The sequence below is a fragment of the Mesorhizobium captivum genome (assembly GCF_033977165.1).
Taxonomy (GTDB): Bacteria; Pseudomonadota; Alphaproteobacteria; order Rhizobiales; family Rhizobiaceae; genus Mesorhizobium; species Mesorhizobium captivum.
The window spans coordinates 207,075-233,684 of record NZ_JAVIJB010000001.1 but is presented as its reverse complement, the minus strand read 5'-3'; the positions used below and the strand labels follow the sequence as shown (position 1 = coordinate 233,684).

Sequence of the window (26,610 nt, the reverse complement as noted above, 5' to 3'; positions counted from 1 at the left end):
ACCTTATTGCCGCCGTCAGGCTGCTTCGGCGGCGGTCTGTGTCGCGGGAAGCTCGAATGCTCCTTGCCGCGACAGACGGATGGTCGCCACCGCGACCGTCTTGCGTGCCGCCATGATGTCGGTGAGCGCAATGCCTTCCGATCCCTGTCCGAGCTCGGATTCGATCATGCGGCGTGAGCGTGCGCCGATCGCCGACAGCACCGATTCGGTGAGCGCCGCCGGCGCGCCGCGCAGCGCCAGCGTGACGAGCTCGGTCGACAATCCGTCAAACAGAAGCACGCGCGCCTTCTGGGTGAGCATCGGCAGATCGTCAAAGGCAAAGAGCCGCGACTTCACGCCGGCGAGGTCGGGCGTGCCGGCCTCTTCCAGATCCTGCATGAGCTCATCGAGCTCGGGCTTGGCCATTTCGTTGAGCACGCTGGCGACGCGCTCCTGGCCGGCCGACGTGTCCCTGCTCGTTTTTTGGGAAAGCACGCTGGCGCGCAGCTGGTTCTCGACGATCCTGGTCGCCGCATCCGGAATATTGGCCATCGTCACCATGCGCTTGATGATCTGGCTGCGTATCGGCTTTTCCATCGTCAAGAGCACATTGGCGGCAGTCTGCGGCGCAAGCTTCGACAGCACCATGGCGGACGTCTGCGGGTGTTCGCCGGCGAGGAAGGTCCCAAGACGCGCGGGCTCGAGCTTTTCGAGATCCGGCCAGATCGGCGGCGGTCCTTCCGGCGCCGATTCCAATTTCCTGTCGCCCATGATGGCGCTCATTTCCTCGGGCGACAGCGATTCGTTGAGGATCGTGTCCATCCGATCGGCCGAATCGAGCAGGCCGGCGCCTTCCGTGAATTCGGCCTCGAATTCCGCGACGATGCGCTCCAGATCGGCTTGCGGGATGGTGCGCAGCAGGCGGGCGCCCTCGATCAGCGCCTTCAGCTCTTCCTGCTTGAAGAATTTGAGCAGCCGGCTGGCCGAAGGCTTGCCCATCGCCACCAGGATCGCGGCGGCCTTTTGCGGGCGCGTCAGCGTCAATGACGTCATCATGCTTTGCTCCGCTGCCGGTCAGTGCTCTCGCCGTCCACGCTCAGGCGCTCTTCGTCGCGGCGATGATCTCGGTCAACCTGATGCCGAAGCGCGACGGATCGTGCTCCAGCACAGTGATCTCGCCGCGTGCAATCCTGCGGCCGTTGACCACCACGTCGACCGGCTCGCCGATGCGGCGGTTAAGCGCCACGGTCGAGCCCTTCTGCAGCGCCATCAGCTCCGAAACCGGCATCTCGGTGCTGCCGAGGATGATCTGCACGTCGACCGGGATCGTCATGATGATCGAGGAATTGGCTCCTGCCTGGAGGGCGGCGTCCGGCCGTTGTTCCTCTTCCCGCAGCACGCCGCGCAATTCCTCGATGGCTCGGTCGAGCTGCTCGTCCGGCTGGTCGGCTTCGGGTTCGGCTTCCACTTTGGTCTTTGCCATGCCTCGTCTCCAATATTCCCAAGCCCGGCCTCAGCCCGGCATCAATCCGTCGATAAAATCCTGCCCGCCGTCGTGGGGATGCCGGATTCGGACCGTGTAATTCTGTCCGAGCTTGCCGAACTCGCAGACAAAAAGCGTCTTGTCGCGCGCGCTGAGCCTGGCCTGCAGCTGCGCGTTTTCCTCGAACTCGATCACCTGGCCGGGCTGGAAGGCGGCGAGATCGCCAAGCGTCAGCCGGGCGAGCGGCATGGTGGCCTCGAGCCGCACGGCCGAGCGCATCACTTCTTCCGAGAACCGGGCCCGCCAGTCGAACTCCTTCGCGTCGTCGTCGCCTCGATGGGCGGTGGCGCCGCGCGTCGCCAGCAGGATGCGCTGCGGGATCATCACCGTCACCGTGCCGGCGTCGGTCGGCGTCGAGATGCCGTAGACGATGCGAACCGCCGCCCCGTCGCGCAGCACGCGCCGTTTTGCCTCGTTGCCGGACATCGCCCTGGGGACCGGCAAACGCAGGTCGAGCGAACGCCTGCCCGATCCGTTCAGCGCCACCGCGACCTCCTGGAAGACCGTGGTCGCGACATCGGTCTCGATCTGCGACAGGTCGCGCTGGATCGGCGCCACCGGCTGGTCCGGGTCGCCGCCGAACAGCGCTGAGACCATGACCGCAATCGCCGGCGCGTCCATGACGAGCGTCACGGCGTCGGCCGAGGCCGGCGACGAAACGATCGTCATGGCGAAGGTTTCGCCGGCGCGCATGCGCGCATCGGGAACACGGCCCACTTCGACGGCTTGCAGGTCGACCGTGACCGGCGCGCCGAGCTCACCCGCAAGCGCTTTCTGCAGCAGCGGCAGCGAGCGTTCGGCCATGCCGCGGCCGACCCCGATCACCTGCGCGGCCTCGCCGCTGTCGCCGACGAGACGCTCGATGATCAAAGCCCGGGTTTGCGACGGGCTGCCCGGACTGGTCATGACGGCAAGCGGCCCTGACTGACGTTCTGCATGCTCAGGCCGCCTTCTTCTCGGCGGTGCCTGTGTTCATCGTGCTCTGCTCGACGGCATCGATCGTCGGGCGCTCATAGGAGGAAATGGTCTTGCGGCCGAACTCGATCGCGACCTGCGGCAAGGCGCCGTTCATGTAAGCGAGCAGCGTCTGCTTGACGATGATGTAGAGGCGGTTCTTCTTCTCGCGCACCGTCTTGATCTTGGTGGCGACCGGACCGACCACGGCATAGGAGAGGAAGATGCCGAGGAAGGTTCCGACGAGTGCGGCGCCGATCAGGCCGCCGAGGATTTCCGGCGACTGGTCGAGCGCGCCCATCGCCTTCACCACGCCGAGCACGGCGGCGACGATGCCGAGCGCCGGCAGGCCGTCGCCGACCGCGACCATCGCGTGATAGGCCTTCAGCTTGTCGGTGCGGATGGTCTGGATCTCCTCGTCCATCAGCGCCTCGATCTCGTGCGAGCGGGCATTGCCGATGATGATGATGCGGCAATAGTCGCAGATGAAATGCGTCAGATCGTGGTTCTTCAAGACGGTCGGGAACGCCTGGAAGATGGCGGACTCTTCCGGATTGTCGATATGCGCCTCGACCTCGCTGCGCGACTTCGAGCGCAATTCGCGCATCAGACTGTGCAGGACGCCGAGCGTTTCGAGATAGTCGCGCTCCTTCGGCACCGCCTGCTTGAAGGCTTCGAGAATGCCCTTGCCGGTGTCCTTGACCGTCTTCATCGGATTGGCGACGAGGAAGGTGCCGAGCGCGGCGCCGCAGATGACCACCGCTTCCCATGGCTGCATCAGCACATGCAGATGGCCGCCCATGGCCATGAAGCCGCCGAGAACGCAGCCAAGCGTCACTACAAGTCCGATCAGAATACCCACAACAGGTCCTTCCGCATGTCACGTCGCGGATCAGGGATAGTCCTCGTGCCTTGTGTGAGGCTTGAATCGCGACGCGGGAAACCGATTCAGCTTCGCACAAGGAAGCTTCGCTATCATTCCTGGATAGCTTCGGCCGGAGGCGCCTATGTTGAACACCTATACGAGCTACCAGCTCATCGCCAGGGACATCCCCAAGGCGATCGACCAGGTCGAGTCGCAGCCCGTCGTGAAGCGCGAGACCGACTACTATTTGGCCAATATCGGCAACGTCAAAACCATCGACGATTTCGTCAAAAACACACGGCTCTTCAACTACGCCATGAAGGCGTACGGGCTGGAGGACATGGCCTATGCCAAGGCCTTCATGGTCAAGGCGCTCAAGGAAGGCGTGTCCGACTCCGACAGCTTCGCCAACAAGCTGAGCGACAAGCGCTACGCCGACTTCGTGAAGGCTTTCAACTTCGCGGCCTACGGCTCGACCGCCACGCTGTTTCCTTCCGCCCAGCAAGGCGCCGTCGACAAATACATGCGCCAGACGCTGGAGGAGAATGCCGGCGAGACCAATCAGGGCGTGCGGCTGGCGCTCTATTTCCAGCGCAAGGCGCCGGACATCACCAACTGGTATGACGTGCTCGCCGACACCGCGCTTTCGAACGTGGTCCGCACCGCACTCGGCCTGCCCGACGCCTTCGCCTCCGCCGATATCGACAAGCAGGCGCAGGCGTTCGAGCAGAAGCTCGATATCGCCGACTTCAAGGACCCCGACAAGTTGAACAAGTTCCTGACCCGCTTCACCAGCCTGTGGGAGATCAATAACCCAACCTCCAGTGCCGTGACGTCGGTCAGCGTGCTCTTCGCACAACCGACCACGATCGGTATCTCGACCGATCTGATGATGGCCATGCAGAAGCTGAAATTCTGAGAACCCCATGCAGGACAGTCTCTATGTCGCCCTCTCCTCGCAGATTGCGCTCGAGCGGCGCCTCGACACCATCGCCGACAATGTCGCCAACGCCTCGACCATCGGCTTTCGCGCCACCGGCGTGAAATTCGAGGACGTGGTCTCCGGCACCGGGCCGAAGTCGGTCTCCTTCGCGTCCTCCGGCAAGACCTATCTTTCCACCGCCCACGGCTCGATGACCGAAACCGGCAATCCTTTCGATTTCGCCATACAAGGCGACGCCTGGTTCGCCATCGAGACGCCGGCAGGAACGGTGATGACCCGCGACGGCCGCTTCTCCATGAACGAGAACGGCGAGCTGATGTCGATCGAAGGCTATCCGGTGCTGGACGGCGGCGGCGCGCCGATCCAGCTCGATCCGCGCAACGGCCCGCCCAAGGCCGGCGCTGACGGCTCGCTCCGCCAGAACGACCAGCTTGTCGGCGCCATCGGCCTCTACGATTTCGACCCCGGCGAGAATTTCGTCCGTTACAGCAATTCGGGCATCGTGCCCGCGCGCGCCCCGGAGCCGGTCACCGACCGTTCCGACGTCGGTGTCGCGCAAGGGTTTCTGGAAGAGTCCAACGTCAATCCGGTGCTGGAGATGACCCGGCTGATCCAGGTGCAGCGCGCCTTCGAGAACACGGCGGCGCTGATCCGGCAGAGCGCTTCCTCCACCGACGACGCCATCAAGACGCTCGGTTCGAAGTAGCGGCATGGCGACCGGCTCGTCCCTGCTGCGCGCGCCAGAGAGGCTTGCCGAAGCCGGCCCGACGGATCGGCTGGCCGCTCTCGAACGCGTCTGGCGGCGGTTCGACAATCCGCAAAATGTGCTCAGCCGCGGCGGCCACGTCGTCGAGGTCTCGCCCACCCACTATAAGGTGGGCGGCCTCTCCGACATCGCCAGGCTCGGCGACATCGTCGAGCAGCGCGGCAAGGCCGGCACGCGCCGCGGCGAGATCGTCAGGATAGGCCGCGACGAGGTGGTGGTGGCGCCGTTCGAGCGCAGCGCCGATGCCGGCATCGGCGACGCCGTGTTCCGGCGCGGTCCGCTCGCAGTCGCGCCGCACGCTTCCTGGCGCGGACGCGCGATAGACGCCTTGACCCGCGTCATCGACGGCGGCCCGCCGCTGGCCAGGCCCAACGCCGCCGATAGCGCGCACGCATTGACGCCTGGCGCCATGTCGCGCCAGCGGGTCGGCACGAGCTTCCTGACCGGCGTGCGGGTGATCGACATCTTCACGCCGCTCTGCTTCGGCCAGCGGCTCGGCATCTTCGCCGGCTCCGGCGTCGGCAAGTCGACGCTGCTTGCCATGCTCGCCGGCGCCGAGGCCTTCGACACTGTCGTCGTCGCGCTGATCGGCGAACGCGGCCGCGAGGTGCGCGAATTCCTCGAGGACACGATCGGCGCCGAAAGCATGGCCAAGACCGTTGCCGTCGTCGCCACCAGCGACGAGAGCGCCATGATGCGACGGCGCGCGCCCGACACCGCCATGTGCGTGGCCGAGCATTTCCGCGACCAGGGCCATCGCGTGCTTCTGGTGCTGGATTCGATCACCCGCTTCGCCCACGCGCTGCGCGAGGTGGCGACGGGAACCGGCGAGCCGCCGGTCGCGCGCGGCTACCCGGCATCGGTCTTCACCGACCTGCCGAAGCTGCTCGAAAGGGCCGGACCGGGCGCCGAGGGCCCCGGGGTTAAAGGCAGGGGCTCGATCACAGCCATCATCTCGGTGCTGGTCGACGGCGACGACCACAACGATCCGGTCGCCGATTCGGTGCGCGGCATCCTCGACGGCCATGTCGTGCTCGACCGCGCGATCGCCGAGCAGGGCCGCTATCCGCCGGTCAATCCGCTGTCGTCGATCTCGCGTCTCGCCGACAAGGCCTGGAGCGCGGAGCAACGCATGCTGGTGACCAGACTGAAGTCGATGATCGCGCGCTTCGAGGACACGCGCGACATCCGCCTGCTCGGCGCCTATCAGGGCGGCGCCGATGCCGAGCTTGACATCGCCGTGCTCCAGGTGCCGCTGATCTACGAGGCGCTCACGCAGTCGCCGAAGGACCGCGCGTCGGCCGATCCGTTCGCCGATCTCGCCCGCCATCTCAAGGGGAAGCAGAATGGCGACCAAGGAGACTGATCTTCAGCACACCGAGCGCATGCTGCGCGAGATGATCGCAGAGGCCAAGGCCGCCGAGGAGGCCGACGCCAGCCGCGACTCGCTCATCAACGGCCTATTCCCGAAGAAGGTGGAGTGGCCGCAGCCGCCGCGAGCCGAATTCCCGCGCCTGGCCAACAGGAAAGCGGACCGGCGCAGCGATTTCGTCATCGCAGCGCTCGGCATCACGCTCGGGCTGATCTGCGCGCTGTTTCCCTGGTACATTTTCTTCAACCAGGAGCAGTTCGGCGTGCAGGCCATCAAATTCGGCGGCAGCGGCAGCAATTCCGGTCGCACGGGCGGCGGGGTTGCAGCCGAACGCAGCGGACCGCTGACGGCGAAGGACGTTCCCAATGCTGATATCGACCTGCTTGCCACCGGAACGGTGCAGGACGAACCCGCGCCGGCGCCCGGCGAGCAGCCCTTCCCCGCCGTATCGGGATTCAAGATGGTGCATGTCGCCAACGGCCGCGCCATGATCGAGGACGATACAGGCCTGTGGATCGTCCAGCGCGGCTCGGTCCTGCCCGATTCCAGCCGCGTCTCCTCGATCGAGCAGTGCGGCGGCAAATGGGTCATCGTCACGGACGCCAACAAGGTGCTCGAGCTTTCCAGGTGAAGGCGCCCCAGGTGATGGCGCTTTGCGGCCCGCGGGCTCGTCCCGCGCAAGGTCCGCGCAAGACTGGCGGCCTAGTCTTGTGCGTACTCGCCCGGAGAGTCCCATGGAACCCGTCAACCTCTTTGACCTCGCCACCCGGCAATCGCAATGGCTGGCCGTGCGCCAGTCGGCGATCGCCTCCAACATCGCCAACGCCAACACGCCGGGCTACACGGCAAACGATGTCGAGCCGTTCGAAAAGGTTCTCGACCGCACAGCGGTGACGTTGAAGGCCACCGAGGCCGGCCATCTCGGCGCGGAGGCGACCAATGCCGGCTTCAACGTCAAGCCGGAGGAGGGCACCGGCTCGATCATGCCGTCGAAGAACACGGTGGTGCTCGAGGACGAGTTGATGAAGGCCGGCGAAGTGCGCCGTTCCTTCGAGCTCAACACGGCGATCGTCAAGGCCTTCCATTCGATGATGACCATGGTGGTGAAGAGCTGACCATGGACGCGCTGACCGCAGCCCTCAAAGTCGCGGCATCCGGCCTTGGCGCCCAGTCGGAGCGCCTGCGCGTGGTGTCGGAGAACCTCGCCAACGCGCAATCGACGGGCAATACGCCCGGCGCCGATCCCTACCGGCGAAAGACGATCACCTTTCAATCCGAGCTCGACCGCGCGTCTGGTGGCTCGCTGGTCGAAGTGAGCTCGATCGCGCGCGATCCGTCCGACTTCCCGATCGAGTTCCAGCCCGGCAACGAAGCCGCCGACGACAAAGGCTACGTCAAGATGCCCAACGTCAACGTGCTGGTCGAAATGGCCGACATGAGCGAGGCGAACCGCTCCTACGAGGCCAACCTGCAGGTCATCAAGCAGGCCCGCGATTTGATTTCCATGACCATCGACCTGATGAGGAACCAGTAATGATCGGCGGTATCGGGGCACTACAGTTCAAATCGGCAATCGACGGCGCGGAAGCCGGCTCGCCGGGCCTGCTTCAGGGCGGTATCGGGACACAGGCGAGCGAAAGCGTTGGCAGCAGCTTCGCCGAGGTCCTCAGCCACGCGGCGACCAAGACCGTCAACACGCTGCAGGGCGCCGAGCAGATGTCGATCCAGGCGCTCAAGGGCGATGCCGACACCCGTCAGGTTGTCGATGCGGTGCTGAGCGCCCAGCAGGCCCTGCAGACGACCATCGCCATCCGCGACAAGGTCGTCTCGGCCTACCTCGAAATCAGTCGCATGAATATCTAGGACCGCGTCATGAAAGCTCTTGCCATCGCCGCGACCGGCATGAACGCCCAGCAGACCAACCTGGAAGTCATCGCCAACAACATCGCCAACATCAACACCACCGGCTACAAGCGTGCGCGGGCCGAATTCTCCGACCTGCTCTATCAGGTCGATCGCACTCAAGGGGTGCCCAACCGCTCGAACACCTCGCTGGTGCCCGAGGGCGTCTCGATCGGCCTCGGCGTCAAGACGACGGCCGTGCGCAACGTCCACACGCAGGGCGAACTGACCAGCACCGGCAACAGCTTCGACCTGGCGCTGACCGGCCGGGGCTGGTTCCAGATCGAGGGCGCCGACGGCAGCACGCTCTATTCCCGCGCCGGCGCCTTCAACACCAATGCCACCGGGCAGTTGGTCACCGTCGACGGCGCCAACGTCGTTCCGGCGATCACCGTGCCGACCGACGCGGTCGAGGTCATCGTCAACAAGACCGGCCAGGTCTTTGCCCGCATCGACGGCCAGACCGACCTGCAGCTTCTCGGCCAGCTCCAGATCGCCAACTTCGCCAATGAAGCGGGCCTGGCGCCGCTCGGCGACAATCTGTTCCAGGAGACGGCGGCTTCCGGTCCGGCCAATGTCGGCGTTCCAGGCGATCCCGGCTTTGCCACGATCGAGCAGGGCTATCTGGAATCCTCCAACGTCGATCCGGTCAAGGAAATCACCGAGCTGATCTCGGCGCAGCGCGCCTATGAAATGAACTCCAAGGTCATCCAGGCCGCCGACGACATGGCCTCGGTGGTCTCCAAGAACATCAGGTAACGGATAATGGCTATGCCGGCCTCCTGCCCTGCTTTCCGCCGCGCCGTGCTGGCCCTTGCGCTGGTGGCCGTCGGCATGCCGGCGCTTGCGCAGGAATCGGCCAATCAGATCGCCGCCAATCAGCCGGTCGGCGAGGCCGTGCTGATCCCCAACCGTGTCATCTACCCCGGCGAGGCCATCGAGCTTGCGGCGCTGAAGCAGGTGACCCTTGTGCCGGGCAGACATAAGCCGGACGGCATGGCGACGCGCTCCGAGGAACTGCAAGGCAAGGTCGCCAAGCGCACGCTGCTGCCCGGCCGCTACATCCCGGTAGCCGCCATCCGCGAGGCCTGGCTGGTCGAACAAGGAGCCTCCGTTCAGGTCTATTTCACCGCCGGCGCGCTCACCATTTCGGCCGCCGGCGTCACCTTGCAGCCGGGCGCCGCCGGCGACCAGATCAAGATCCGCAACATCGACAGCGGCAAGATCATCTCCGGCACGGTGATGGCCGACGGCACCATCAAGGTCGGCGCATCGTGATGCGCGCCTTTGCACTTCTGCTGAGCGCCGCCATCAGCCTTCAGCCGGCACTGGCCGATGGACTCACGCCCAAGGCCAAGCGCGAACTTGCGCAAAAAAATGGCGGCGTCTACGACGATCCTGAATACGATCCCGCCACCACCACGCGCATGTTTCGTGTTTCGACGGGACCGAGCACGCTGCCGCCGGGCCAGGTCGCGGCGCGCATCAAGGACATTGCCCAGCTGCAGAGCGCGCGCGACAATCAGCTAGTCGGCTACGGCCTCGTCATCGGCCTGGCCGGAACCGGCGACAGCCTGCGCAACTCGCCCTTCACCGAACAGTCGATCCGCGCCATGCTGGAGAATCTCGGCATCGCCACCGAGGGCGGCAGCGCGCGCGCCAAGAACGTCGCCGCCGTCATCGTCACCGCCAACATGCCGCCTTTCGTCCAGTCGGGCGCGCGCATCGACATCGACGTCTCCTCGATGGGCGATGCCACCTCGCTCGCCGGCGGCACGCTGGTGATGACGCCGCTCAAGGCGGCGGACGGCGAGATCTACGCCGTCGGGCAAGGCTCGGTGATCGTCGGCGGTTTCACCGCCAAGGGCCAGGCCGAGGAGCTGACGCAAGGCGTGCCCACCGCCGGCCGCGTGCCGAACGGCGCCATCGTCGAGCGCCCAGTGCCCGCCGAGTTCGACGACCAGGGCGTGCTGACGCTGCAATTGCGCAATCCGGATTTCTCGACCGCCATCCGCATCGCCGACGCCGTCAACGACTACACCTCGCAGCGCTTCGGCATGCGTGTCGCGGCCGAGCGCGACGCCCGCACCGTGCAGATCAGGCGGCCGAAGAGCGTCTCCGCCGCGCGCTTCTACGCCGAGATAGAGAACCTGGTCGTCGAGTCGGATACGCCGGCCCGCGTCGTCATCGACGAGCGCACCGGCACCATCGTCATCGGCAACAACGTCAAGATCTCGCGCGTCGCGATCAGCCACGGCACGCTCACCGTTCGCATCACCGAGGCGCCGAAAGTGGTCCAGCCGGAGCCCTTCTCCAGAGGCGAGACTGCGGTCGAGCCCTTCACCGCAATCGAGGCCACGCGACCCGACGCGCGCGTCGCCTTGCTCGACGGTCCCGATCTCGAAACGCTTGTCTCTGGCCTCAATCGTCTCGGCGTGAAGCCCGACGGCATCATCGCCATCCTGCAAGGCATCAAGTCGGCCGGCTCCTTGCAGGCCGACCTGGTTCTCCAATAGGCACGCCGATGATCGAGCTTTTCTCTTCAAAACCGCATCGTCGCCCGAGACTTCATCCTGGAATGTGCCTCGTCGCCGCTGCCGCGATCGTTACCCTGGTAAGCGCCGCCGCCCGCGCGGAAGAGGTCCGCCAGGTGCTGCCCGGCGGACAGGCGCCGGCTCAGCCCGCGCAGCTCACGCGCGAAAAGGCGCCGGACGAAAGCGAGATCCAGCGTTTCTGCTCCAACATCGCCGACGCCGCGCGCGACCGCCGTTATGCCCTGCAGGCCGAGGAGTTGAAGCAGCTCCAGGCCGGCATCGACGAGCGCATGAAAGCTCTGGAGGCAAAGCGGACCGAATACGAAGAATGGCTGAAGCGCCGCGAAGTGTTCCTGGCGCGCGCCGAGGACAGCGTGGTCAAGATCTATGCCGGCATGAAGCCCGACGCCGCGGCCGAGCGCCTGGCGATGGTCAATGCCGAGCTCGCGGCCGCCATCCTGATGAAGCTCGATTCGCGCAAGGCCGGCGTCATTCTCAACGAGATGGACCAGAAGGCGGCGGCTGCGCTCACCGGCATCATGGCCAGCGCGGCGCGAAGGGTTGATCCGTCATGAAGTTGAAATTGCTCGTCCTTGTCGCGGCTGTCGGTCTGTCCGGCTGCGGCACCGATCTCAAGGAGGTCGGCCGGGAGCCTGCGCTGTCGCCGGTCGGCTCCGGCATCGGCAATGGCGGGGGTGCGCCCTACAGCTATCCGGAGCCGCCGGCCGCTCCCGTGAAGAAATTCTCGCTGTGGGACGACCGCCAGAGCAGGCTCTTCACCGACCCGCGAGCGCTGCAGGAAGGCGACATCCTGACCGTCAACATCAAGCTCAACGACAAGGCCAATTTCAAGAACCAGAACGACCGCAGCCGCACCGCCGCGCGCAAACTCGGCTACGACGTCACGCTCGGTTGGGACGGCAAGAGCACCAGCGGCAAGGGCGATGCGGGCTTGAGCTCCAGCACCGAGACCAACGCCGACGGCGAGATCAAGCGCTCGGAGAATCTCGAGCTCAATGTCGCCGCCGTCGTCACCGAGGTGCTGCCCAACGGCAATCTGATGATAAGGGGCTCGCAAGAGGTGCGCGTCAATTACGAGCTTCGGGTGCTCACCATCGCCGGCATGGTGCGTCCCTCCGACATCGGCGCCGAGAACACGATCCCCTACGAGCGTATCGCCGAGGCGCGCATTTCCTATGGCGGCCGCGGCCGTGTGAGCGAGGTCCAGCAGCCAGCCTACGGCCAGCAGATCCTCGACCAGGTTCTTCCTTTCTAGGACGGGAGACCGGCTGTCGTGGCAAATGTCGAGCAGGCACAGCCCAAGAAGGGACCTTCCCTGGTGATCCAGCTCGCCGCGCTTCTCGTCATGACTGGCGCGGCCGTCGGCATGGGCTGGGTTTCCGGCGGCTATCTCAAGCAGGGAGAGGCGCCGGCGCCGGTACCTGCCGCGCCGGAGAACGCGGGCACCGCCGAGAAGACCGAGGCCGACAAAGCGGCTCCCGGACCGACGGTGGTCCAGCTGGCGCCGATCACCACCAATCTCGCTTCGCCGAGCGAAGTCTGGATAAGGCTCGAGGCATCGGTGCTCTACGACGCGCCGCAGCCGCCGGAAATGACCGAGCAGATCCAGCAGGACCTTCTCGCATACGTGCGCACGTTGAAGATGCATCAGATCGAAGGCGCCAGCGGCTACCAGCATCTCAAGGCCGATCTCGACGAACGAGCGGCGCTGCGCAGCGGCGGCCACGTCAAACAGGTACTCATCAGGACGATGCTGCTCGAATGAGAAAGTTCCTCATCGCCACGGCGCTCATCGTCGTCACCACCTCTGTCGCCGCGGCCCAGCAGCTCGATCTCGGCGGCATCGGCAAGGCCGACGGCACCACGGTCGGCTACCTCATCCAGATGTTCGGCCTGCTCACCGTGCTTTCGGTGGCCCCGGGCCTGCTGATCATGGTGACGAGCTTCACCCGCTTCGTCATCGCCTTCTCGATCCTGCGCGCCGGCATCGGCCTGCAGTCGACGCCCGCCAACCTGATCCTGATCTCGCTGTCGCTGTTCATGACCTTCTATGTCATGGCGCCGACCTTCGACCAGGCCTGGAACACCGGCGTCAAGCCGCTGATGGACAACCAGATCACCCAGACCGAGGCCTTCGAGAAGATCTCGGATCCGTTCCGCGGCTTCATGCTGCACAATGTGCGCGACAAGGATTTCGACCTCTTTGCCGATCTCGCCCGCGAGCGCGGCCAGACCGTCTCGCGCGAGACCGTCGATCTGCGCATCCTGGTGCCCGCCTTCATGATCTCGGAGATCAGGCGCGGCTTCGAGATCGGCTTCCTGATCGTGCTGCCGTTCCTCGTCATCGACCTCATCGTTGCCACCGTCACCATGGCCATGGGCATGATGATGCTGCCGCCGACGGTGGTCTCCCTGCCGTTCAAGATCCTGTTTTTCGTGCTCATCGACGGCTGGAACCTTCTGGTTGGCAGCCTGGTGCGGTCCTTTACCTGACCGCCTCGCCGGCGACACGGCAAATGCATCGCTCGAATTTCGCGCGATATATTTTCGATTAACCGTCCAGTTTAGCCGTTTGGTAGGAAGTTGCCCGCATAGTCCGCCTCAGATGGCGGGTGATCGGGTCTCAGCGATCATTGGCATGATGCCGCACCGTCATACCGGACAAGCCGGTATGTCAAAAAAATCCGTGTAAAAACAAGGTACGAGTACCATGGCCAGTATCATGACCAATTCCGCCGCGCTGACCGCGCTGCAGAGCTTGAACAGCACCAACAAGCAGCTCGAGATCACCCAGTCCCGCATTTCGACCGGTTACCGCGTCGCCACCGCCAGCGACAACGCCGCTTACTGGTCGATCGCCACGTCGATGAAGTCCGACAACAAGGCGCTGTCTGCTGTCCAGGACTCGCTCGGCCTCGGCGCCGGCAAGGTCGACACCGCCTACACCGCCATCAACGACATCAAGGACCAGGTCGACCTGATCAAGACCAAGCTGGTCACCGCCCGCGGCGCCAGCAAGGAAGACCAGCAGAAGATCGCGACCGAAATCAACGCCATTCAGGCGCAGATCAAGTCGTCGGTCACCAACGCCAACTTCGCCGGCTCGAACCTGCTGCAGAATGACGGCACGGCGGCTTCCGACCTGAAGATCGTCGCTTCGTACAACCGCACCGGCGCGACCGTCACTATCGACACGATCACCGTCAAGTCCGCCGACACGCAGGTCCTCGACGTCGCCGGCACGGGCGGTATCGTCGGCGGCCTGCTTGCCGCGACCTTCTTCGACCCGAGCACCACCGCTGTCGCCGACACCGCCATCGACACCGCGCTCGGCTCCGTTGAAACGGCGCTCGGCAAGCTGTCCACCGGCGCTGCCTCGCTCGGCGCCGCCAAGTCGCGTATCGACACCCAGAAGAGCTTCCTGTCGAACCTGTCGGACTCGATCGACAAGGGCGTCGGCTCCCTCGTCGACGCCGACATGAACAAGGAATCGACCCGCCTGCAGGCCCTTCAGGTCCAGCAGCAGCTCGGCATCCAGGCGCTGTCGATCGCCAACGGCAACTCGCAGTCGATCCTGTCGCTCTTCCGCGGCTGATCACCCAGCGAACTTCAGGCATCCGGATCGGGCCGCGCCATCAGCGCGGCCCGATTTTCATTGTGACGCCACCGCCCTCCGAGGCGCGCCTCTTCCCTTAAGAAATACTGCCGCATCGCGGTTTCAAGGCCCGCTTTTAACGCGGCATTAACCGTGACGCGCTAGTTATGGTTAACCAATCGCTATGACGGGCCGACCGGTGGTCGACAGGCATGACGCGCCCGCCAGAGAGTTGACCGGCATGCGCGAGGCATGTCTGCTGTGAGAAGAGGTGTATCTTGGCAAGCATCATGACCAACGCCGCCGCGCTGACCGCGCTGCAGAGCCTCAACGCCACCAACAAGGCGCTTGAAACCACACAGGGCCGCATCTCGACCGGTTACCGCGTCGCCACCGCTTCCGACAACGCCGCTTACTGGTCGATCGCCACCTCGATGCGGTCAGACAACCAGGCCCTCTCGGCCGTCCAGGACGCGCTCGGCCTCGGCGCCGGCAAGGTCGACACCGCCTACACCGCCATCACCCAAATCAAGGATCAGGTCGACGCGATCAAGACCAAGCTGGTCACTGCCCGGGGCGCCAGTCAGGATAATCAGCAGAAGATCGCCACCGAAATCAAGGCCATCCAGGACCAGATCAAGTCGTCGGTAACCAACGCCAGCTATGCAGGCTCCAATCTCCTGCGGAACGACGGCACCACCGCGTCCGACCTGCAGATCGTCGCTTCATACAACCGCACCGGCACGACGGTTTCCATCGACACCATCACCGTCAAGTCTGCCGACACGCAGGTTCTCGACGTCGCCGGCACCGGCGGCATCGTGGGCGGCCTTCTCGCCACGGGCTTCTTCGACCCGAGCGCCGCTGCTGTCTCCGACGCCAATATCGACACCGCGCTTGCCAGTGTTGAAACCGCGCTCGCCAAGCTCGCCACCGGCGCTGCCTATCTCGGCGCCGCCAAGTCGCGCATCGACACCCAGAAGAGCTTCCTCTCCAACCTCTCGGACTCGATCGACAAGGGCGTCGGCGCGCTGGTCGACGCCGACATGAACAAGGAATCGACCCGCCTGCAGGCCCTCCAGGTGCAGCAGCAGCTCGGCATCCAGGCGCTGTCGATCGCCAACGGCAACTCGCAGTCGATCCTGGCCCTGTTCAAGAGCTGATAGTTCGGCCGAGACAACCCTTCCATCACAAGGCCGCGTCTGAACGCGGCCTTTTTTTCTTGCGCGTCGGATGGCTGCTTTCGTGCCTTCCGGGTCCCGCGTGGCGCTTGGCGGCACGCACTATCATCCTCGCACAAGCTTCGCGGTCTAGTCTTCCGGCGGACAGTCATGCTGGGAGCGGTTGAATCGTGCCGGAACAGATCCAGAGCCTCATCGCGAACCTGCGGGGATTCGGCGTCAGGCGTCTCGCTCTCATGGGCGGCATTGCCGCGCTGGTCATGGCCGTGATCGGCCTCGCCTCTGTCTATCTCAACCGTCCGGCCTACGAGACGCTCTATGTCGGGCTCGACCGCAGCGACGTGAACCAGATCGGCCTGGTGCTGGGCGAGGCCGGCATCGGCTTCGACGTCGGCGCCGACGGGACGTCGGTGCTGGTGCCGGCCGGCACCACCGCGCAGGCGCGCATGCTGCTTGCCGAGAAGGGACTGCCGACCAGCGCCAACGCCGGCTACGAACTGTTCGACAATGTCGGCTCGCTTGGCCTCACCTCCTTCATGCAGCAGATCACCCGCGTGCGCGCGCTGGAAGGCGAGATCGCGCGCACAATCCAGTCGATTGCCGGCGTCAAGGCGGCGCGCGTCCACATCGTCATGTCCGAGCGCGCCAATTTCCGCCGCGACGAGCAGCAGCCTTCCGCTTCGGTGGTCATCCGCTATGCCGGCGTCGATGCCGAGAAGAGCGCGCAGTCGATCCGCCACCTGGTCGCGGCGGCGGTTCCAGGCCTGTCGGCCGACAAGGTCACCGTGCTCGATGCCAACGGCAACCTGCTCGCCGCAGGCGACGACACCTCCAACACCAGCGCTGCCCGCACGCTTGGCGTCGAGCAGACGGTCGAGGCGCAGATCGGCGACAACATCCGCCGCGCGCTCACCCCCTATCTCGGCCCCGACAATTTCCGCGCCAGCGTCAAGGCCGACGTCAACACCGACACCCGCCAGACCGAAGAGACGATCTTCGATCCCGAATCCCGCGTCGAGCGGTCGGTGCAGTCGGTGCGCACCAATGAGGCCAGCAACCAGAAACAAGCCTCGACGCCGACCAGCGTTGAGCAGAATCTGCCCGAGACGCAGACGACCAGCACTGAAGGGCCGCAGTCCTCCTCGCAGAACGACCGCAAGGAAGAGATCACCAACTACGAGATCAACTCCAAGAAGATCGCCACCGTCTCCAACGGCTATTCGGTGACCAAGATGTCGATCGCCGTCGTCGTCAACCAAGAGCGGCTGAAGACCATCCTCGGCAAGGACGCCACCCCCGAGCAGATCGCCAAGCGCGTCGCCGACATCCAGAAGATGGTGGCCTCGGCGACCGGCTTCGACGACAAGCGCGGCGACGCTATCGACGTTTCGGCGGTCGAGTTCATCGTCGGACTCGACGGCGAGCCGATCGACCAGCCCGGTATCCTCGCCTCGATCGGCACTTATACCGGCACGATGATCAATGCCGGTGCCTTCATCGTCGTCGTGTTCCTGGTCGCCTTCTTCGGCCTGCGGCCGATGGCGGCCGCGCTGACGGCGTCGGCGAAGCCCGCGGCCATCGCCGGCCCGAGCTTCGACGATGTCCAGCGCTCGCTGCCGACGCCTGACGCGCCGGTGGCCGCGATTGCCTCCGATACGCCGGCCGGCGCCTTGCCGGACGCCCGCTCGGGGTCCACCCCGCTCGACGACCTGCGTCAGAAGCTCAGGCCGGCGCCGCAGGAACGGCTGGCGCGCATGGTCGACCTCAACGAGGAGCGTACCGCCCAGATCCTGCGCAAATGGGCTGCCGCCCCGGAAGCGGCGGCATAAGTCATGGCTTCGAGAGCCCTTTTCGATCTCTTGCCTGATTTCGGTTCGCGCACCCCGCGCACCGGCCAGGCGCCGGTGGCCGTCGACGTCGAGCGCAAGCCCGAGGTGTCGCCGCCGCAGGCCGACATTGGCGCTTTGATCGCCGAGGCGGTGGCCGATGCGGAAGCAGCGCTCGAGGCCCGGCTCACGGCCGCCCATCAGGCGGCGCTCGAAGCCGAGCGCCGGGCCAATGACGATGCGGCGAAAGCATTCCTGGAAAGCTTTGGCGGCGATCTCGGCGCGGCGGTCGCGATGCGCATCGATGCCATGGAAGAGCGCGTTGCCGATCTCACCGCCACGACGGTTGCCCGCATCATCGGCGGCATCGTCGGCGACGATCTGCAAAAGCGCTCGCTCGCTGCCCTTGCCCAAACCATCAGCGCCGCGGTCGCAGACGGTGAGGCCGTGCGCATCGGTGTGCGCGGGCCGCTGTCGCTGTTCGAGACGCTGAAGGCCGCGCTTGGGTTCCGCGCGGCCAATCTCGATTTCACCGAGGCTCCGAGTTTCGACCTGACCGTGACCATCGATGAAACGGTGTTCGAGACGCGCATGGCCGAATGGTCGGCTTCCTTCTCGGAGGTCCTGTCATGAGTGCCATCGACGGTGAGCCCCGGCACGAGATCATCATCGTCAAGCGCAATCACGACGGTCACGACGACGGCCATCACGGCGGCGTCTGGAAGATCGCCTTTGCCGACTTCATGACCGCGATGATGTGCTTCTTTCTCGTCATGTGGCTGATCAATGCCGCCAACGAGCAGACCAAGGCGGCGGTAGCCAGCTACTTCAACCCGGTCGAGCTGATCGACCGCAACTCCAGCCGCAAGGGCCTGGAGGATCTCGGCGACGGCCCAAGCAAGGTCGGCCTCACCGCCGATAACCCGCAGGATGGCGCGAGCAAGGCCGGCGAGGACGGCAAGGGCGGCGCCGGCTCCTCCGATCGCAGGCAGACTAAGGAAGCCTCGCAGAAGTCCGACCTTTCCGACGAGCACCTGTTTGCCGATCCCTACGCCGTGCTTGCCGAAATCGCCACCGATACCGGCGTGATGCAGAATGTCAGCGCCAAGGGCGAAGGCGGTGTTCAGAATGCCGGTCCGGCGACCGGCGCTTCCGGCGGCGAATCCTATCGCGATCCTTTCGCGCCGGATTTCTGGTCGCAGCAGGTGGCGACGCCCGGTGCCGAAGCCAGCGCCGAGCGCAAGAAGATCGAAGGCGATCCGGCCAAGCCTGGCGAGAAGGTCGCCGAAACCGAAGTGCCGAAGGTCAAGACCGTTCCGCCCACGCCGCCGCAGTTGGATGCACCGCTCGAGACGTTGGCGACACCGGAAAAACCCGGTGCCAAGGCGGCTGCCGGGTCGGGCGGCACGAAAATTGGGAGAGGCGACGGCAAGGAGGTCAAGGGCGAGAAAGTCGAAGGCGAGAAGGCAGACGTCGAAAGAGCCGGAGGTGCCGCCAAATCCGATACCGCGAAGACCGAAGCGGCCAAGGCGGGGATGGAAAAGGCCGAGCCGGAACAAGCTTCCGACAAGGGGGAAAAGACCCCGAGCAGCGCCGCCCTCAAGGCCGCGGCCGAGATCAAGCAGGAACTGGCCAAGGCCTTCGCGCCAGGCGAAAAACTGGCGGCGGGCGTCTCCGTCGAGGCCACCGGCAAGGGCGTCGTCATCTCGATCACCGACCAGCTCGACTTCGGCATGTTCGAGATCGGTTCGGCCCTGCCGCGCCGCGAGCTGGTGCTGGCGATGGAGAAGATCGGCCACATCATCAACGAGAAGAAAGGCACCATCACCATCGGCGGCCATACCGATGCGCGGCCGTTCCGCAGCGACACCTACGACAATTGGCGGCTGTCCACCGCCCGCGCCCACTCCGCCTACTACATGCTGGTGCGCGGCGGCGTCGACGAAAGCCGCATCACCGAGGTCGCCGGCTTCGCCGACCGCCAGCCCAAGATCGCGTCCGATCCGCTGGCGGCCGCAAACCGCCGCATCGAGATCCTGATGGCGACCGGCGGATGAGGGGCAGGACCGTCATCGGCCGCGCCGTCGGGCTGCTCCTGCTTGCCGCGGGGTCGCCCGGGGCGGCTTTCGCGCAAGACGATGGCTTGCAGGCCTATCAGCTGGTGCGTTCGCTGCAGCTGATTCAGGACCGCATCGCCGGCGGCGACCATGCGGCGCTGCCGATGCAGGCCAAGCTTCTGGAAATGGCCGATGACAGGCTTCGCGTGGCCGATGCCGGGGATTTCAAGGACCCGAAGAATTTCCGCGCTCTGCTCGTCTACGGCATGAGCGGCGGCAACCCGGTCACCGTCGAGGCAGCGGCTTCGCGCGCGACGACCGACCCGCAGAGCCTTGCCATCGCCAAAGGGATCGTCGCCTATCTGAACGGCCGGCCGGCCGCCGCGATCGAAATCCTGAAACCGATCGATCCGATGAGCGTGCCCCCCGACCTCGGCGCCTTCCTGGCGCTGGTCAAGGGTTCGCTGCTTGCGACCGATGAACCCTTAACCGCGCTCACCCTGCTGGATGAGGCGCGCCTGCTCAGCCCCGGTACGCTGGTCGAGGAAGCGGCCCTTCGCCGCTCCGTCGGCATCGCTGCGGCGCAAGGCGACGCCGCTCGCTTCGCGCTCGCCTCGACGCAGTATGTCGCCGGCTATCTCTATTCGCCCTATGCCAGTCAGTTCGCCGACTCCTTCGTCTCCGGTGTCATTGCGCTCCATATGTCGATCAGCCAGGACAAGTTGGCCGACATCACGTCGATGATGGACGCCGAGCGCGAGAAGGTGATCTACCTGCGCATCGCGCGCCGCGCCGCGATCGACGGGCTGACCGACCTCTCGGCCTTTGCCTCGGCGCGGGCCGAGCAGGGCCGCAACGGCAACGGCAATCAGGACGATCCGCGCGCCGTGCTCTACTCGAGCCTCTCCACGGTGACGTCGGCCACGATCGACGACGTGCGTGTCAGGCTCGGCAAGATCGATCGCGGCAAGCTTTCGGAAAGCGACCGCGCCTTGCTCGATGCGGCGCAAGCCGTCGCCGGCGAGGTTGTCGCTCCTGTGCCGGCGGCCGCCAAGGACGAGACCGAGGCCGCAGATCCGGCAAAGAGCGATGCGGCGAAACCCGCCGCCGAAACCGACCCCGCGGGCGAGGTCGACGCCGACGCCTTGCCGCCGGTGGAAGGCGCGGTGTCCGAGCAGCCGGCTGTCGCGGCCTCGCCCAAGCCGGCGGCGGACGCGCCGGCCGCGGCTTCTATGCCGCCGGCCACGCCAATGACGGCTCAGTCCACGGCGGAAGCTCCGGCCTCCGCTCCTGCGCCACCCGAAACGTTGCCGGTGCTGCCTACGTCCGCGCCGGCGGCTTCGGGTCTTGACACGCACGATCCCACTGACGCCGCGATGCTCAACGCGCGCCGGCAGCTCGACCAGATTGACCAATTGCTCGGAGCCGCTCCCAAATGACCAGCGCCCAAATGACCAGCGTGAGTCAGGCCTTGCCGGGGCTCGGCTCCGCTCACACCCAGTCCCGCGAGCAGGCCGCCGACGGGACGGAAAAAGGCTCGAATTTCGGCGAGATGGTGCATGGCGCCGAAAAACCGGTCCGGCAAGGCAAGCAGCCGGCCGAGCCTCTGTCTTCCGATGCGCACTCGGCGCGTCGCACCCTCGCCGGTTCGCCCAAGGTACAGGCTGACCAGGATGGGCAGAACAAGACCGCCGCGCAAAAGCCGGCAGCCGGAAAAGCCACCAAGAGCAGCGCCGACACCGGTCATGCGAAGGCAGCGGACGATGCCGACGCGGCGGCGCAATCGTCCGACGCCGCTCCGCTCCAGGATGGCTTGCCCTTGCTGATGGCGTTGGGCGACATCCGCCATTTCGCAACGTCGACAAATGCCGGTCGCGACGGATCCACTGCCGAGGGAGAGGCAGGGATCCAGCCCCCCCTTGGCCGGTCCGCCGCTTCGCAGCTGGCGATCCGTCAGGGCAGACGCACATCGGCCGACGCTTCCGAAACCTCCGAGCCGTTGCCGCAATCCGGTCGCGCGGGACTGGAGACAGAGAAATCCGGGCCCGATTTCGGACAGAAACCGGTGAGCGCGGATCCGGCCGCGGACGCATTGGTCCGCAAGGACGACATCCCGCCAGGAACGCAAGGCACCGAAACCGACGCCGCAACGCCGCACGGCTGGCGGCCGGCAACCGCCCAGAAAACGGCGCAGTCCATCGCGTCGATCAATCAGGCCAGGCCATCCTCTGCCGCCGGGCGCATGGATGTCGTCAGCCAGCAGAGCTTCCCGGCGCCGGCGCAAAATCCCCTTAGCCAGACGGCATCGGGGCTGGTTGAGGCGATCGCCTCGGACGATGGCGTTCAACAGGCCTTTTCAAGCGCGTCGGTCAGCTCCCAAACGGCCAATTCTGTTGCCGTTCCGACACATGTCCTGAAGATCGAGCTCCACCCTTCGGAGCTCGGCATGGTGACCGCCAGCCTGAGGCTCTCGGGAGAGCAACTTTCGATTGAGATGAAGCCGGAGACGCATGAGGCATACCGCCGGCTGACCGCCGACAGCGACGCCATCGTCAAATCGCTCCGCGGCCTTGGCTTCGAGGTCGATCACGTCACCATCCTGCAACCCTCGATAGCAGCGCATTCGGCAAGCCGCGCCGATGCGAACAGCGCGCTGCCGATGTCGACGGGCCGCGACCAGCCTTCATTCCAACCGGGGAATTCGGGCGGCAACAGCGCCGGCGGCGATCGGCAATCGGGAAGGAACGACCGCAATGGCGCACAGGAATTCAGCCGTGCTGCTTCGCCTCTTCGCGAGCGCGCTGGCGACGATATCTATATCTAGCCTGGCTGTCGGCGCCGCCAAAGCCGCCGCCAATCCCTGCGAGCCGGAAATCCTGCGCGCCGCCGATCGTTACGGCGTGCCGGCGGGTATCCTCTACGCGGTCGGCCTGACGGAGACTGGAAAGAAGGGCAGCCTCCAGCCCAACGCTTTGAATATAGAAGGAAAAGCTGTCTTCCCGCGCAGCCGCGGCGAAGCGTTGGCGACATTCGAGAATGCCCGTCGCGAGGGCAAGACGCTGATCGACCTCGGCTGCATGCAGATCAACCATCGCTATCACGGCGATCATTTCCGCAGCGTCGACGACATGCTCGATCCGCACCGGAACGTCGACTATGCGGCGCGCTTCCTGGTGAGCCTCCATGCCCGCCATATGACCTGGTCGATGGCTGTCGCCCGCTATCACGCCGGCCCGAACAACGACCCGGCGCAGAAGGTCTATGTCTGCCGCGTCATCGCCAACATGGTCGCGACCGGCTTCGGCAAATGGACGCCGAACGCCACCGCTTTCTGCAATCAATAGTTGTTTCCGCAGCGATTTCGATCCGGGCCGCCGTCGAGGCTCCCGGCGGCTCGAGTATCGTCCCCGATCCGGTGCCGCCAATACACGTTGCACAACCGCCTTTATTACGGCTCCCAAAAAAACTCCCAAGAAAATAGCTACAAGAAATGACGGTTTTTCAGGATTCGCCGAGCCGGGTACCCCTTTCCGCACGGGGCAAATGAGCTGATTCGGAGGGGTGGTCCGATGATCGTGATCGTTGATGAGCGCGAGCTCGTAACTGAAGGCTATAGCTCGCTTTTCGATCGCGAAGGCGTCGCTACTGCCGGCTTCGCGCCGGGCGAGTTCGGCGAGTGGGTGAGCTCCGCCGCCGATACCGATCTGAGATCGGTCAGGGCCTTCCTCATCGGCGACTGCCGCGACGGCGCCATCTCGCCGCGCCAAATCCGCGACCGCACCGGCGCGCCAGTGATCGCGCTCAGCGAGCAGCATTCACTGGAACACACGCTGCGGCTTTTCGAGAGCGGCGTCGACGACGTCGTCCGCAAGCCCGTGCACATCCGCGAGATTCTCGCCCGCATCACCGCCATCCGCCGCCGCGCCCATGAAGAGGCCGCCTACACCGAAGTCGGCTCGATGCGCATCTTCATGGACGGCCGCGATCCGGAGATCAACGGCGAGCCGCTGCCGCTGCCGCGCCGCGAGCGGCGCATCCTGGAATATCTGGCCAGCAATCGCGGCCGGCGCGTGACCAAGACGCAAGTGTTCAACGCCATCTACGGCATCTTCGACGAAGAGGTCGAGGAGAACGTGGTGGAGAGCCACATCTCGAAGCTGCGCAAGAAACTGCGCGAGAAGCTCGGCCATGACCCGATCGATTCCAAGAGGTTCCTCGGCTACCGGCTGGTGTTTTGATGGCCGCCGCCGCGACGTCCCGCGCCAGCCTCGCGCAAGACACGAGGCTTAGTTTTGTGGCCTCCTACCCAGGCACTGCGGAGATGTATCGATGAGCCTTTACGGAATGATGCGGACCGGCGTTTCCGGTATGAACGCGCAGGCCAACCGCTTGTCCGCGGTGGCCGACAACATCGCCAACTCCGACACCACCGGCTACAAGCGCTCCTCTGCCGAATTCTCGACGCTGATCATGCCCGGCACCGGAGGCGCCTATAATTCGGGCGGCGTGACGACGACGATCCGCTCCGCCATCAGCTCGCAAGGCGTCATGCAGTACACCACGTCGGTGTCCGACCTCGCCGTCAACGGCGACGGCTTCTTCGTCGTGCAGGATCCGAGCGGCACGCCCTACCTCACCCGCGCCGGCGCCTTCGTTCCGGATGCCGAGGGCAGGCTGGTCAACGCCGCCGGCTACCAGCTGATGGCCTACAGCTATGCCAACGGCGTGCCCGCGGCCACCGCCAACGGCTTTGAGGGCCTGGTGCCGGTGCAGATATCCGACCAGGAGATGACGGCGACGCCCAGCACCGAGGGCACCTTCTCCGGCAATCTGCCATCGGGCGCCACTCCGGTCGCAGCCGGCAGCCTGCCCACCACCAACACCGCCGCGGCCCAGTACACCTCGAAGTCCTCGCTGGTCGCCTACGACAATCTCGGCAACAAGGTGCTGCTCGACGTCTATTTCACCAAGACCGGCGCCGGAACTTGGCAGGTCTCGGTCTTCGACCAGTCGAAGGCGACCCCCGGCACGTCCTTCCCCTACACCGGCGGCGCATTGGGTTCGGCCAACCTGACCTTCGACACCACCACCGGCAAGCTCACCGGCGCGACCACGGACGTCTCCTTCACGGTGCCGAACGGCTCGACCCTCAAGCTCGATCTCTCCACGCTGACCCAGCTAGGCACCGGCTACACCGTTGCCGACGCCGACGTGAACGGCAATGCCCCGAGCACCATCGAGAAGATCCAGATCGGGCAGGATGGCGTGATCTACGCGCAGTACCAGGACGGCTCCACAAAACCGCTCTACAAGATTCCGCTGGCCGATGTTCAGAGCCCCGACAACCTCACCGCGATGCCGGGCAACGTCTATGTGCAGAGCGCCGATTCCGGCGCCGTTCGCATCGGCTTTGCCAACGAAGGAAAACTTGGCGCGGTCGTCTCGGGCGCGCTCGAAAATTCCAACGTCGACATCGCCGAGGAACTGACCAACATGATCGCGGCGCAGCGCAGCTACACCGCCAATTCCAAGGTCTTCCAGACCGGTTCCGACCTCATGGACGTCCTCGTCAACCTGAAGAGATAACCCATCGGGCGCCAGCCCGTGAAAGACCCGCATGTCGCTTTCCACCGCACTAAGCATCGCCCAGTCGGCGCTCCTGGCCACATCCAAGCAAACCAGCGTCGTGTCGCGCAATGTGGCCGACGCTTCCAACCCGGACTATGCCCGCCGCGTCGCCGTCGTCACCAGCACGGCGCCCGGCGCACGATCGGTGGAGATCCAGCGCGCAGCCAATGACCTTCTGTTCCGGCAGAACCTTTCCGCGCTGTCGGCATGGAGCGGCCAGAGCGCGCTTTACAGCGGCATGGATCAGCTCGACCTTTCGGTCAACGGGGTCGACAACGCATCGTCTCCATCGACGGCGATCGCCAATCTGCAGCAGGCGCTGCAGCTCTACGCCACCACGCCGTCGAACCAGAATCTCGGCGCCAGCGTCATCGACGCGGCCAAGCAGGTGGTGAGCTCGCTGAACGACGGCACCAAGGCGATCCAGGACTTCCGCACCCAGACCGATGGCCAGATCGCCACCGCGGTCGACGACCTCAACTCGCTGCTCAGCCAGTTCCAGGACGCCAACAAGGCCGTCATCGCCGGGACGCGCTCCGGCACGGATGTGTCCAACGCGCTCGACCAGCGCGACGCCATTTTGAAGAAGATCGCGGAATATGTGCCGGTCTCGACCTTCACGCGCGGCGACAACGATATGGTCATCACCACCAAGGACGGCACGACGCTGTTCGAGACGGTGCCGCGCTCGGTAACTTTCACACCCTCGGCCGGCTACACGGCCGGCGCTCCCGGCAACACGATCTATATCGACAACGTGCCGCTTTCGGCAGGCGCCGCCGACAACGCCAGCGCCGATGGCAAGCTCGCCGGCATGCTGAAGCTGCGCGACGGCGTCGCCGCGACCATGCAGAGCCAGCTCGACGAGATCGCGCGCGGCCTGATCACGGCATTCGCCGAGACCGCGCCGTCTAAGCCCAACGCAGCCGGCCTTTTCACTTGGTCCGGCGCGCCGGCCGTTCCGGCTGCCGGCACCCTGGTCAACGGCCTCGCCGGCTCGATCAGCGTCAACGCCGCCCTTGACCCGAGCACCGGCGGCAGCCCGTCGCTCCTGCGCGACGGCGGCGCCAACGGCGCAGCCTATATTTCCAACACCGGCGGCGGGGCTTCCTACTCGGACCTGCTGATCGCCTATGGCAACAGGCTGGATCAGCCGATGGCCTTCGATCCGTCCGCCGGCATCACGGTCAGCTCCGGCGTCTCGGACTACGCGGCCAGCGCCATCGGCTGGTTCGAAGGCGTGCGCCAGCAGGCGTCGACCAACGCCGACGCCAAGGAGGCGCTGGCCACGCGCACCGCCGAAGCGTTGTCGAACGACACCGGCGTCAACGTCGACCAGGAAATGTCCCTGCTTCTCGACCTCGAGCACACTTATCAGGCGTCAGCGCGCATGATGAAAACCGTCGACGACATGCTGGACGCCCTATTGAGCGCGGTGGGATAA

General features: G+C 65.4%; 29 protein-coding genes. 25 read left to right on the top strand and 4 right to left on the bottom strand.

The window, feature by feature from the left end; translation table 11 throughout:
- Positions 1-15: 15 nt before the first annotated feature.
- Genes RFM40_RS01125 through motA form a run of 4 tightly spaced genes read right to left on the bottom strand, consistent with a single transcriptional unit; the run spans position 16 to position 3,338 of the window.
- A complete protein-coding gene (locus RFM40_RS01125; protein WP_320224856.1) occupies positions 16-1,035 on the bottom strand; it encodes a flagellar motor switch protein FliG in 1,020 nt (339 codons plus the stop codon).
- Between the two features lie 40 nt (positions 1,036-1,075).
- The gene (gene fliN, locus RFM40_RS01120) at positions 1,076-1,462 is read right to left on the bottom strand and encodes a flagellar motor switch protein FliN (RefSeq protein WP_126098123.1); all 387 of its coding nucleotides are present in this window, start codon (positions 1,460-1,462) and stop codon (positions 1,076-1,078) included.
- 30 nt (positions 1,463-1,492) lie between these two features.
- The gene (locus RFM40_RS01115; RefSeq protein WP_320224855.1) at positions 1,493-2,428 is read right to left on the bottom strand and encodes a FliM/FliN family flagellar motor switch protein; all 936 of its coding nucleotides are present in this window, start codon (positions 2,426-2,428) and stop codon (positions 1,493-1,495) included.
- Positions 2,429-2,462: 34 nt separating this feature from the next.
- On the bottom strand, positions 2,463-3,338 hold the full coding sequence (motA, locus tag RFM40_RS01110; protein ID WP_126087864.1) for a flagellar motor stator protein MotA: 876 nt from the start codon (positions 3,336-3,338) through the stop codon (positions 2,463-2,465).
- A 145-nt stretch (positions 3,339-3,483) separates the two neighbouring features.
- Here motA and RFM40_RS01105 point away from each other — a divergent pair, with 145 nt between their 5' ends.
- The 25 genes from RFM40_RS01105 to flgK all read left to right on the top strand — a co-directional run bounded on the left by RFM40_RS01105 (position 3,484) and on the right by flgK (position 26,610).
- The gene (locus RFM40_RS01105; RefSeq protein WP_320224854.1) at positions 3,484-4,260 is read left to right on the top strand and encodes a DUF1217 domain-containing protein; all 777 of its coding nucleotides are present in this window, start codon (positions 3,484-3,486) and stop codon (positions 4,258-4,260) included.
- A gap of 7 nt (positions 4,261-4,267) precedes the next feature.
- Positions 4,268-4,990, top strand: coding sequence for a flagellar basal-body rod protein FlgF (flgF, locus tag RFM40_RS01100; protein ID WP_320224853.1), 723 nt, complete (start codon positions 4,268-4,270; stop codon positions 4,988-4,990).
- Between the two features lie 4 nt (positions 4,991-4,994).
- Positions 4,995-6,416, top strand: a complete 1,422-nt coding sequence (fliI, locus tag RFM40_RS01095; protein WP_320224852.1) for a flagellar protein export ATPase FliI — start codon at positions 4,995-4,997, stop codon at positions 6,414-6,416.
- Positions 6,397-7,053, top strand: coding sequence for a hypothetical protein (locus RFM40_RS01090; RefSeq protein WP_320276999.1), 657 nt, complete (start codon positions 6,397-6,399; stop codon positions 7,051-7,053). The genes fliI and RFM40_RS01090 overlap by 20 nt, the downstream gene beginning before the upstream one ends.
- A 103-nt stretch (positions 7,054-7,156) precedes the next feature.
- Positions 7,157-7,537, top strand: a complete 381-nt coding sequence (flgB, locus tag RFM40_RS01085) for a flagellar basal body rod protein FlgB (RefSeq protein ID WP_320224850.1) — start codon at positions 7,157-7,159, stop codon at positions 7,535-7,537.
- A 2-nt stretch (positions 7,538-7,539) separates the two neighbouring features.
- Positions 7,540-7,956: a flagellar basal body rod protein FlgC gene (gene flgC, locus RFM40_RS01080; RefSeq protein WP_320224849.1), complete on the top strand. Its 417-nt coding sequence runs from the start codon at positions 7,540-7,542 to the stop codon at positions 7,954-7,956.
- Positions 7,956-8,285 (top strand): flagellar hook-basal body complex protein FliE, encoded by a 330-nt coding sequence (gene fliE, locus RFM40_RS01075; RefSeq protein WP_320224848.1) that lies wholly within the window; start codon positions 7,956-7,958, stop codon positions 8,283-8,285. The genes flgC and fliE overlap by 1 nt, the downstream gene beginning before the upstream one ends.
- Positions 8,286-8,294: 9 nt before the next feature.
- Positions 8,295-9,083: a flagellar basal-body rod protein FlgG gene (flgG, locus tag RFM40_RS01070; protein WP_126087856.1), complete on the top strand. Its 789-nt coding sequence runs from the start codon at positions 8,295-8,297 to the stop codon at positions 9,081-9,083.
- Between the two features lie 6 nt (positions 9,084-9,089).
- Entirely contained in the window at positions 9,090-9,602 is a 513-nt protein-coding gene (gene flgA, locus RFM40_RS01065) for a flagellar basal body P-ring formation chaperone FlgA (RefSeq protein WP_320224847.1), read from the top strand.
- The gene (locus RFM40_RS01060; protein WP_320224846.1) at positions 9,599-10,840 is read left to right on the top strand and encodes a flagellar basal body P-ring protein FlgI; all 1,242 of its coding nucleotides are present in this window, start codon (positions 9,599-9,601) and stop codon (positions 10,838-10,840) included. Before flgA ends, RFM40_RS01060 begins: the two co-directional genes overlap by 4 nt.
- Positions 10,841-10,902: 62 nt before the next feature.
- Positions 10,903-11,433 (top strand): MotE family protein, encoded by a 531-nt coding sequence (locus tag RFM40_RS01055; protein ID WP_320224845.1) that lies wholly within the window; start codon positions 10,903-10,905, stop codon positions 11,431-11,433.
- A complete protein-coding gene (gene flgH, locus RFM40_RS01050; protein WP_320273667.1) occupies positions 11,430-12,134 on the top strand; it encodes a flagellar basal body L-ring protein FlgH in 705 nt (234 codons plus the stop codon). Before RFM40_RS01055 ends, flgH begins: the two co-directional genes overlap by 4 nt.
- Before the next feature lie 18 nt (positions 12,135-12,152).
- Positions 12,153-12,644 (top strand): flagellar basal body-associated FliL family protein, encoded by a 492-nt coding sequence (locus RFM40_RS01045; protein ID WP_320276998.1) that lies wholly within the window; start codon positions 12,153-12,155, stop codon positions 12,642-12,644.
- Complete coding sequence (gene fliP / locus RFM40_RS01040; protein ID WP_320219696.1) at positions 12,641-13,372, top strand: flagellar type III secretion system pore protein FliP; 732 nt, start codon at positions 12,641-12,643, stop codon at positions 13,370-13,372. Before RFM40_RS01045 ends, fliP begins: the two co-directional genes overlap by 4 nt.
- 217 nt (positions 13,373-13,589) lie before the next feature.
- A complete protein-coding gene (locus RFM40_RS01035; RefSeq protein WP_320219695.1) occupies positions 13,590-14,474 on the top strand; it encodes a flagellin N-terminal helical domain-containing protein in 885 nt (294 codons plus the stop codon).
- Between the two features lie 278 nt (positions 14,475-14,752).
- Positions 14,753-15,637 (top strand): flagellin N-terminal helical domain-containing protein, encoded by an 885-nt coding sequence (locus RFM40_RS01030; protein WP_320219694.1) that lies wholly within the window; start codon positions 14,753-14,755, stop codon positions 15,635-15,637.
- Between the two features lie 188 nt (positions 15,638-15,825).
- Positions 15,826-17,484 (top strand): flagellar basal-body MS-ring/collar protein FliF, encoded by a 1,659-nt coding sequence (gene fliF, locus RFM40_RS01025; RefSeq protein ID WP_320276997.1) that lies wholly within the window; start codon positions 15,826-15,828, stop codon positions 17,482-17,484.
- Between the two features lie 3 nt (positions 17,485-17,487).
- On the top strand, positions 17,488-18,114 hold the full coding sequence (locus RFM40_RS01020; RefSeq protein ID WP_320276996.1) for a hypothetical protein: 627 nt from the start codon (positions 17,488-17,490) through the stop codon (positions 18,112-18,114).
- Entirely contained in the window at positions 18,111-19,538 is a 1,428-nt protein-coding gene (locus tag RFM40_RS01015) for a MotB family protein (RefSeq protein ID WP_320273670.1), read from the top strand. The genes RFM40_RS01020 and RFM40_RS01015 overlap by 4 nt, the downstream gene beginning before the upstream one ends.
- Positions 19,535-20,977, top strand: coding sequence for a chemotaxis protein MotC (locus RFM40_RS01010; RefSeq protein WP_320276995.1), 1,443 nt, complete (start codon positions 19,535-19,537; stop codon positions 20,975-20,977). The genes RFM40_RS01015 and RFM40_RS01010 overlap by 4 nt, the downstream gene beginning before the upstream one ends.
- Positions 20,974-22,362 (top strand): flagellar hook-length control protein FliK, encoded by a 1,389-nt coding sequence (fliK, locus tag RFM40_RS01005; protein ID WP_320276994.1) that lies wholly within the window; start codon positions 20,974-20,976, stop codon positions 22,360-22,362. Before RFM40_RS01010 ends, fliK begins: the two co-directional genes overlap by 4 nt.
- Complete coding sequence (locus RFM40_RS01000) at positions 22,292-22,882, top strand: transglycosylase SLT domain-containing protein (protein WP_320224837.1); 591 nt, start codon at positions 22,292-22,294, stop codon at positions 22,880-22,882. The genes fliK and RFM40_RS01000 overlap by 71 nt, the downstream gene beginning before the upstream one ends.
- Before the next feature lie 225 nt (positions 22,883-23,107).
- A complete protein-coding gene (locus tag RFM40_RS00995; RefSeq protein ID WP_320224836.1) occupies positions 23,108-23,776 on the top strand; it encodes a response regulator transcription factor in 669 nt (222 codons plus the stop codon).
- Between the two features lie 91 nt (positions 23,777-23,867).
- Positions 23,868-25,124, top strand: coding sequence for a flagellar hook protein FlgE (locus tag RFM40_RS00990; protein WP_320224835.1), 1,257 nt, complete (start codon positions 23,868-23,870; stop codon positions 25,122-25,124).
- A 31-nt stretch (positions 25,125-25,155) separates the two neighbouring features.
- Positions 25,156-26,610, top strand: a complete 1,455-nt coding sequence (gene flgK, locus RFM40_RS00985) for a flagellar hook-associated protein FlgK (protein ID WP_320224834.1) — start codon at positions 25,156-25,158, stop codon at positions 26,608-26,610.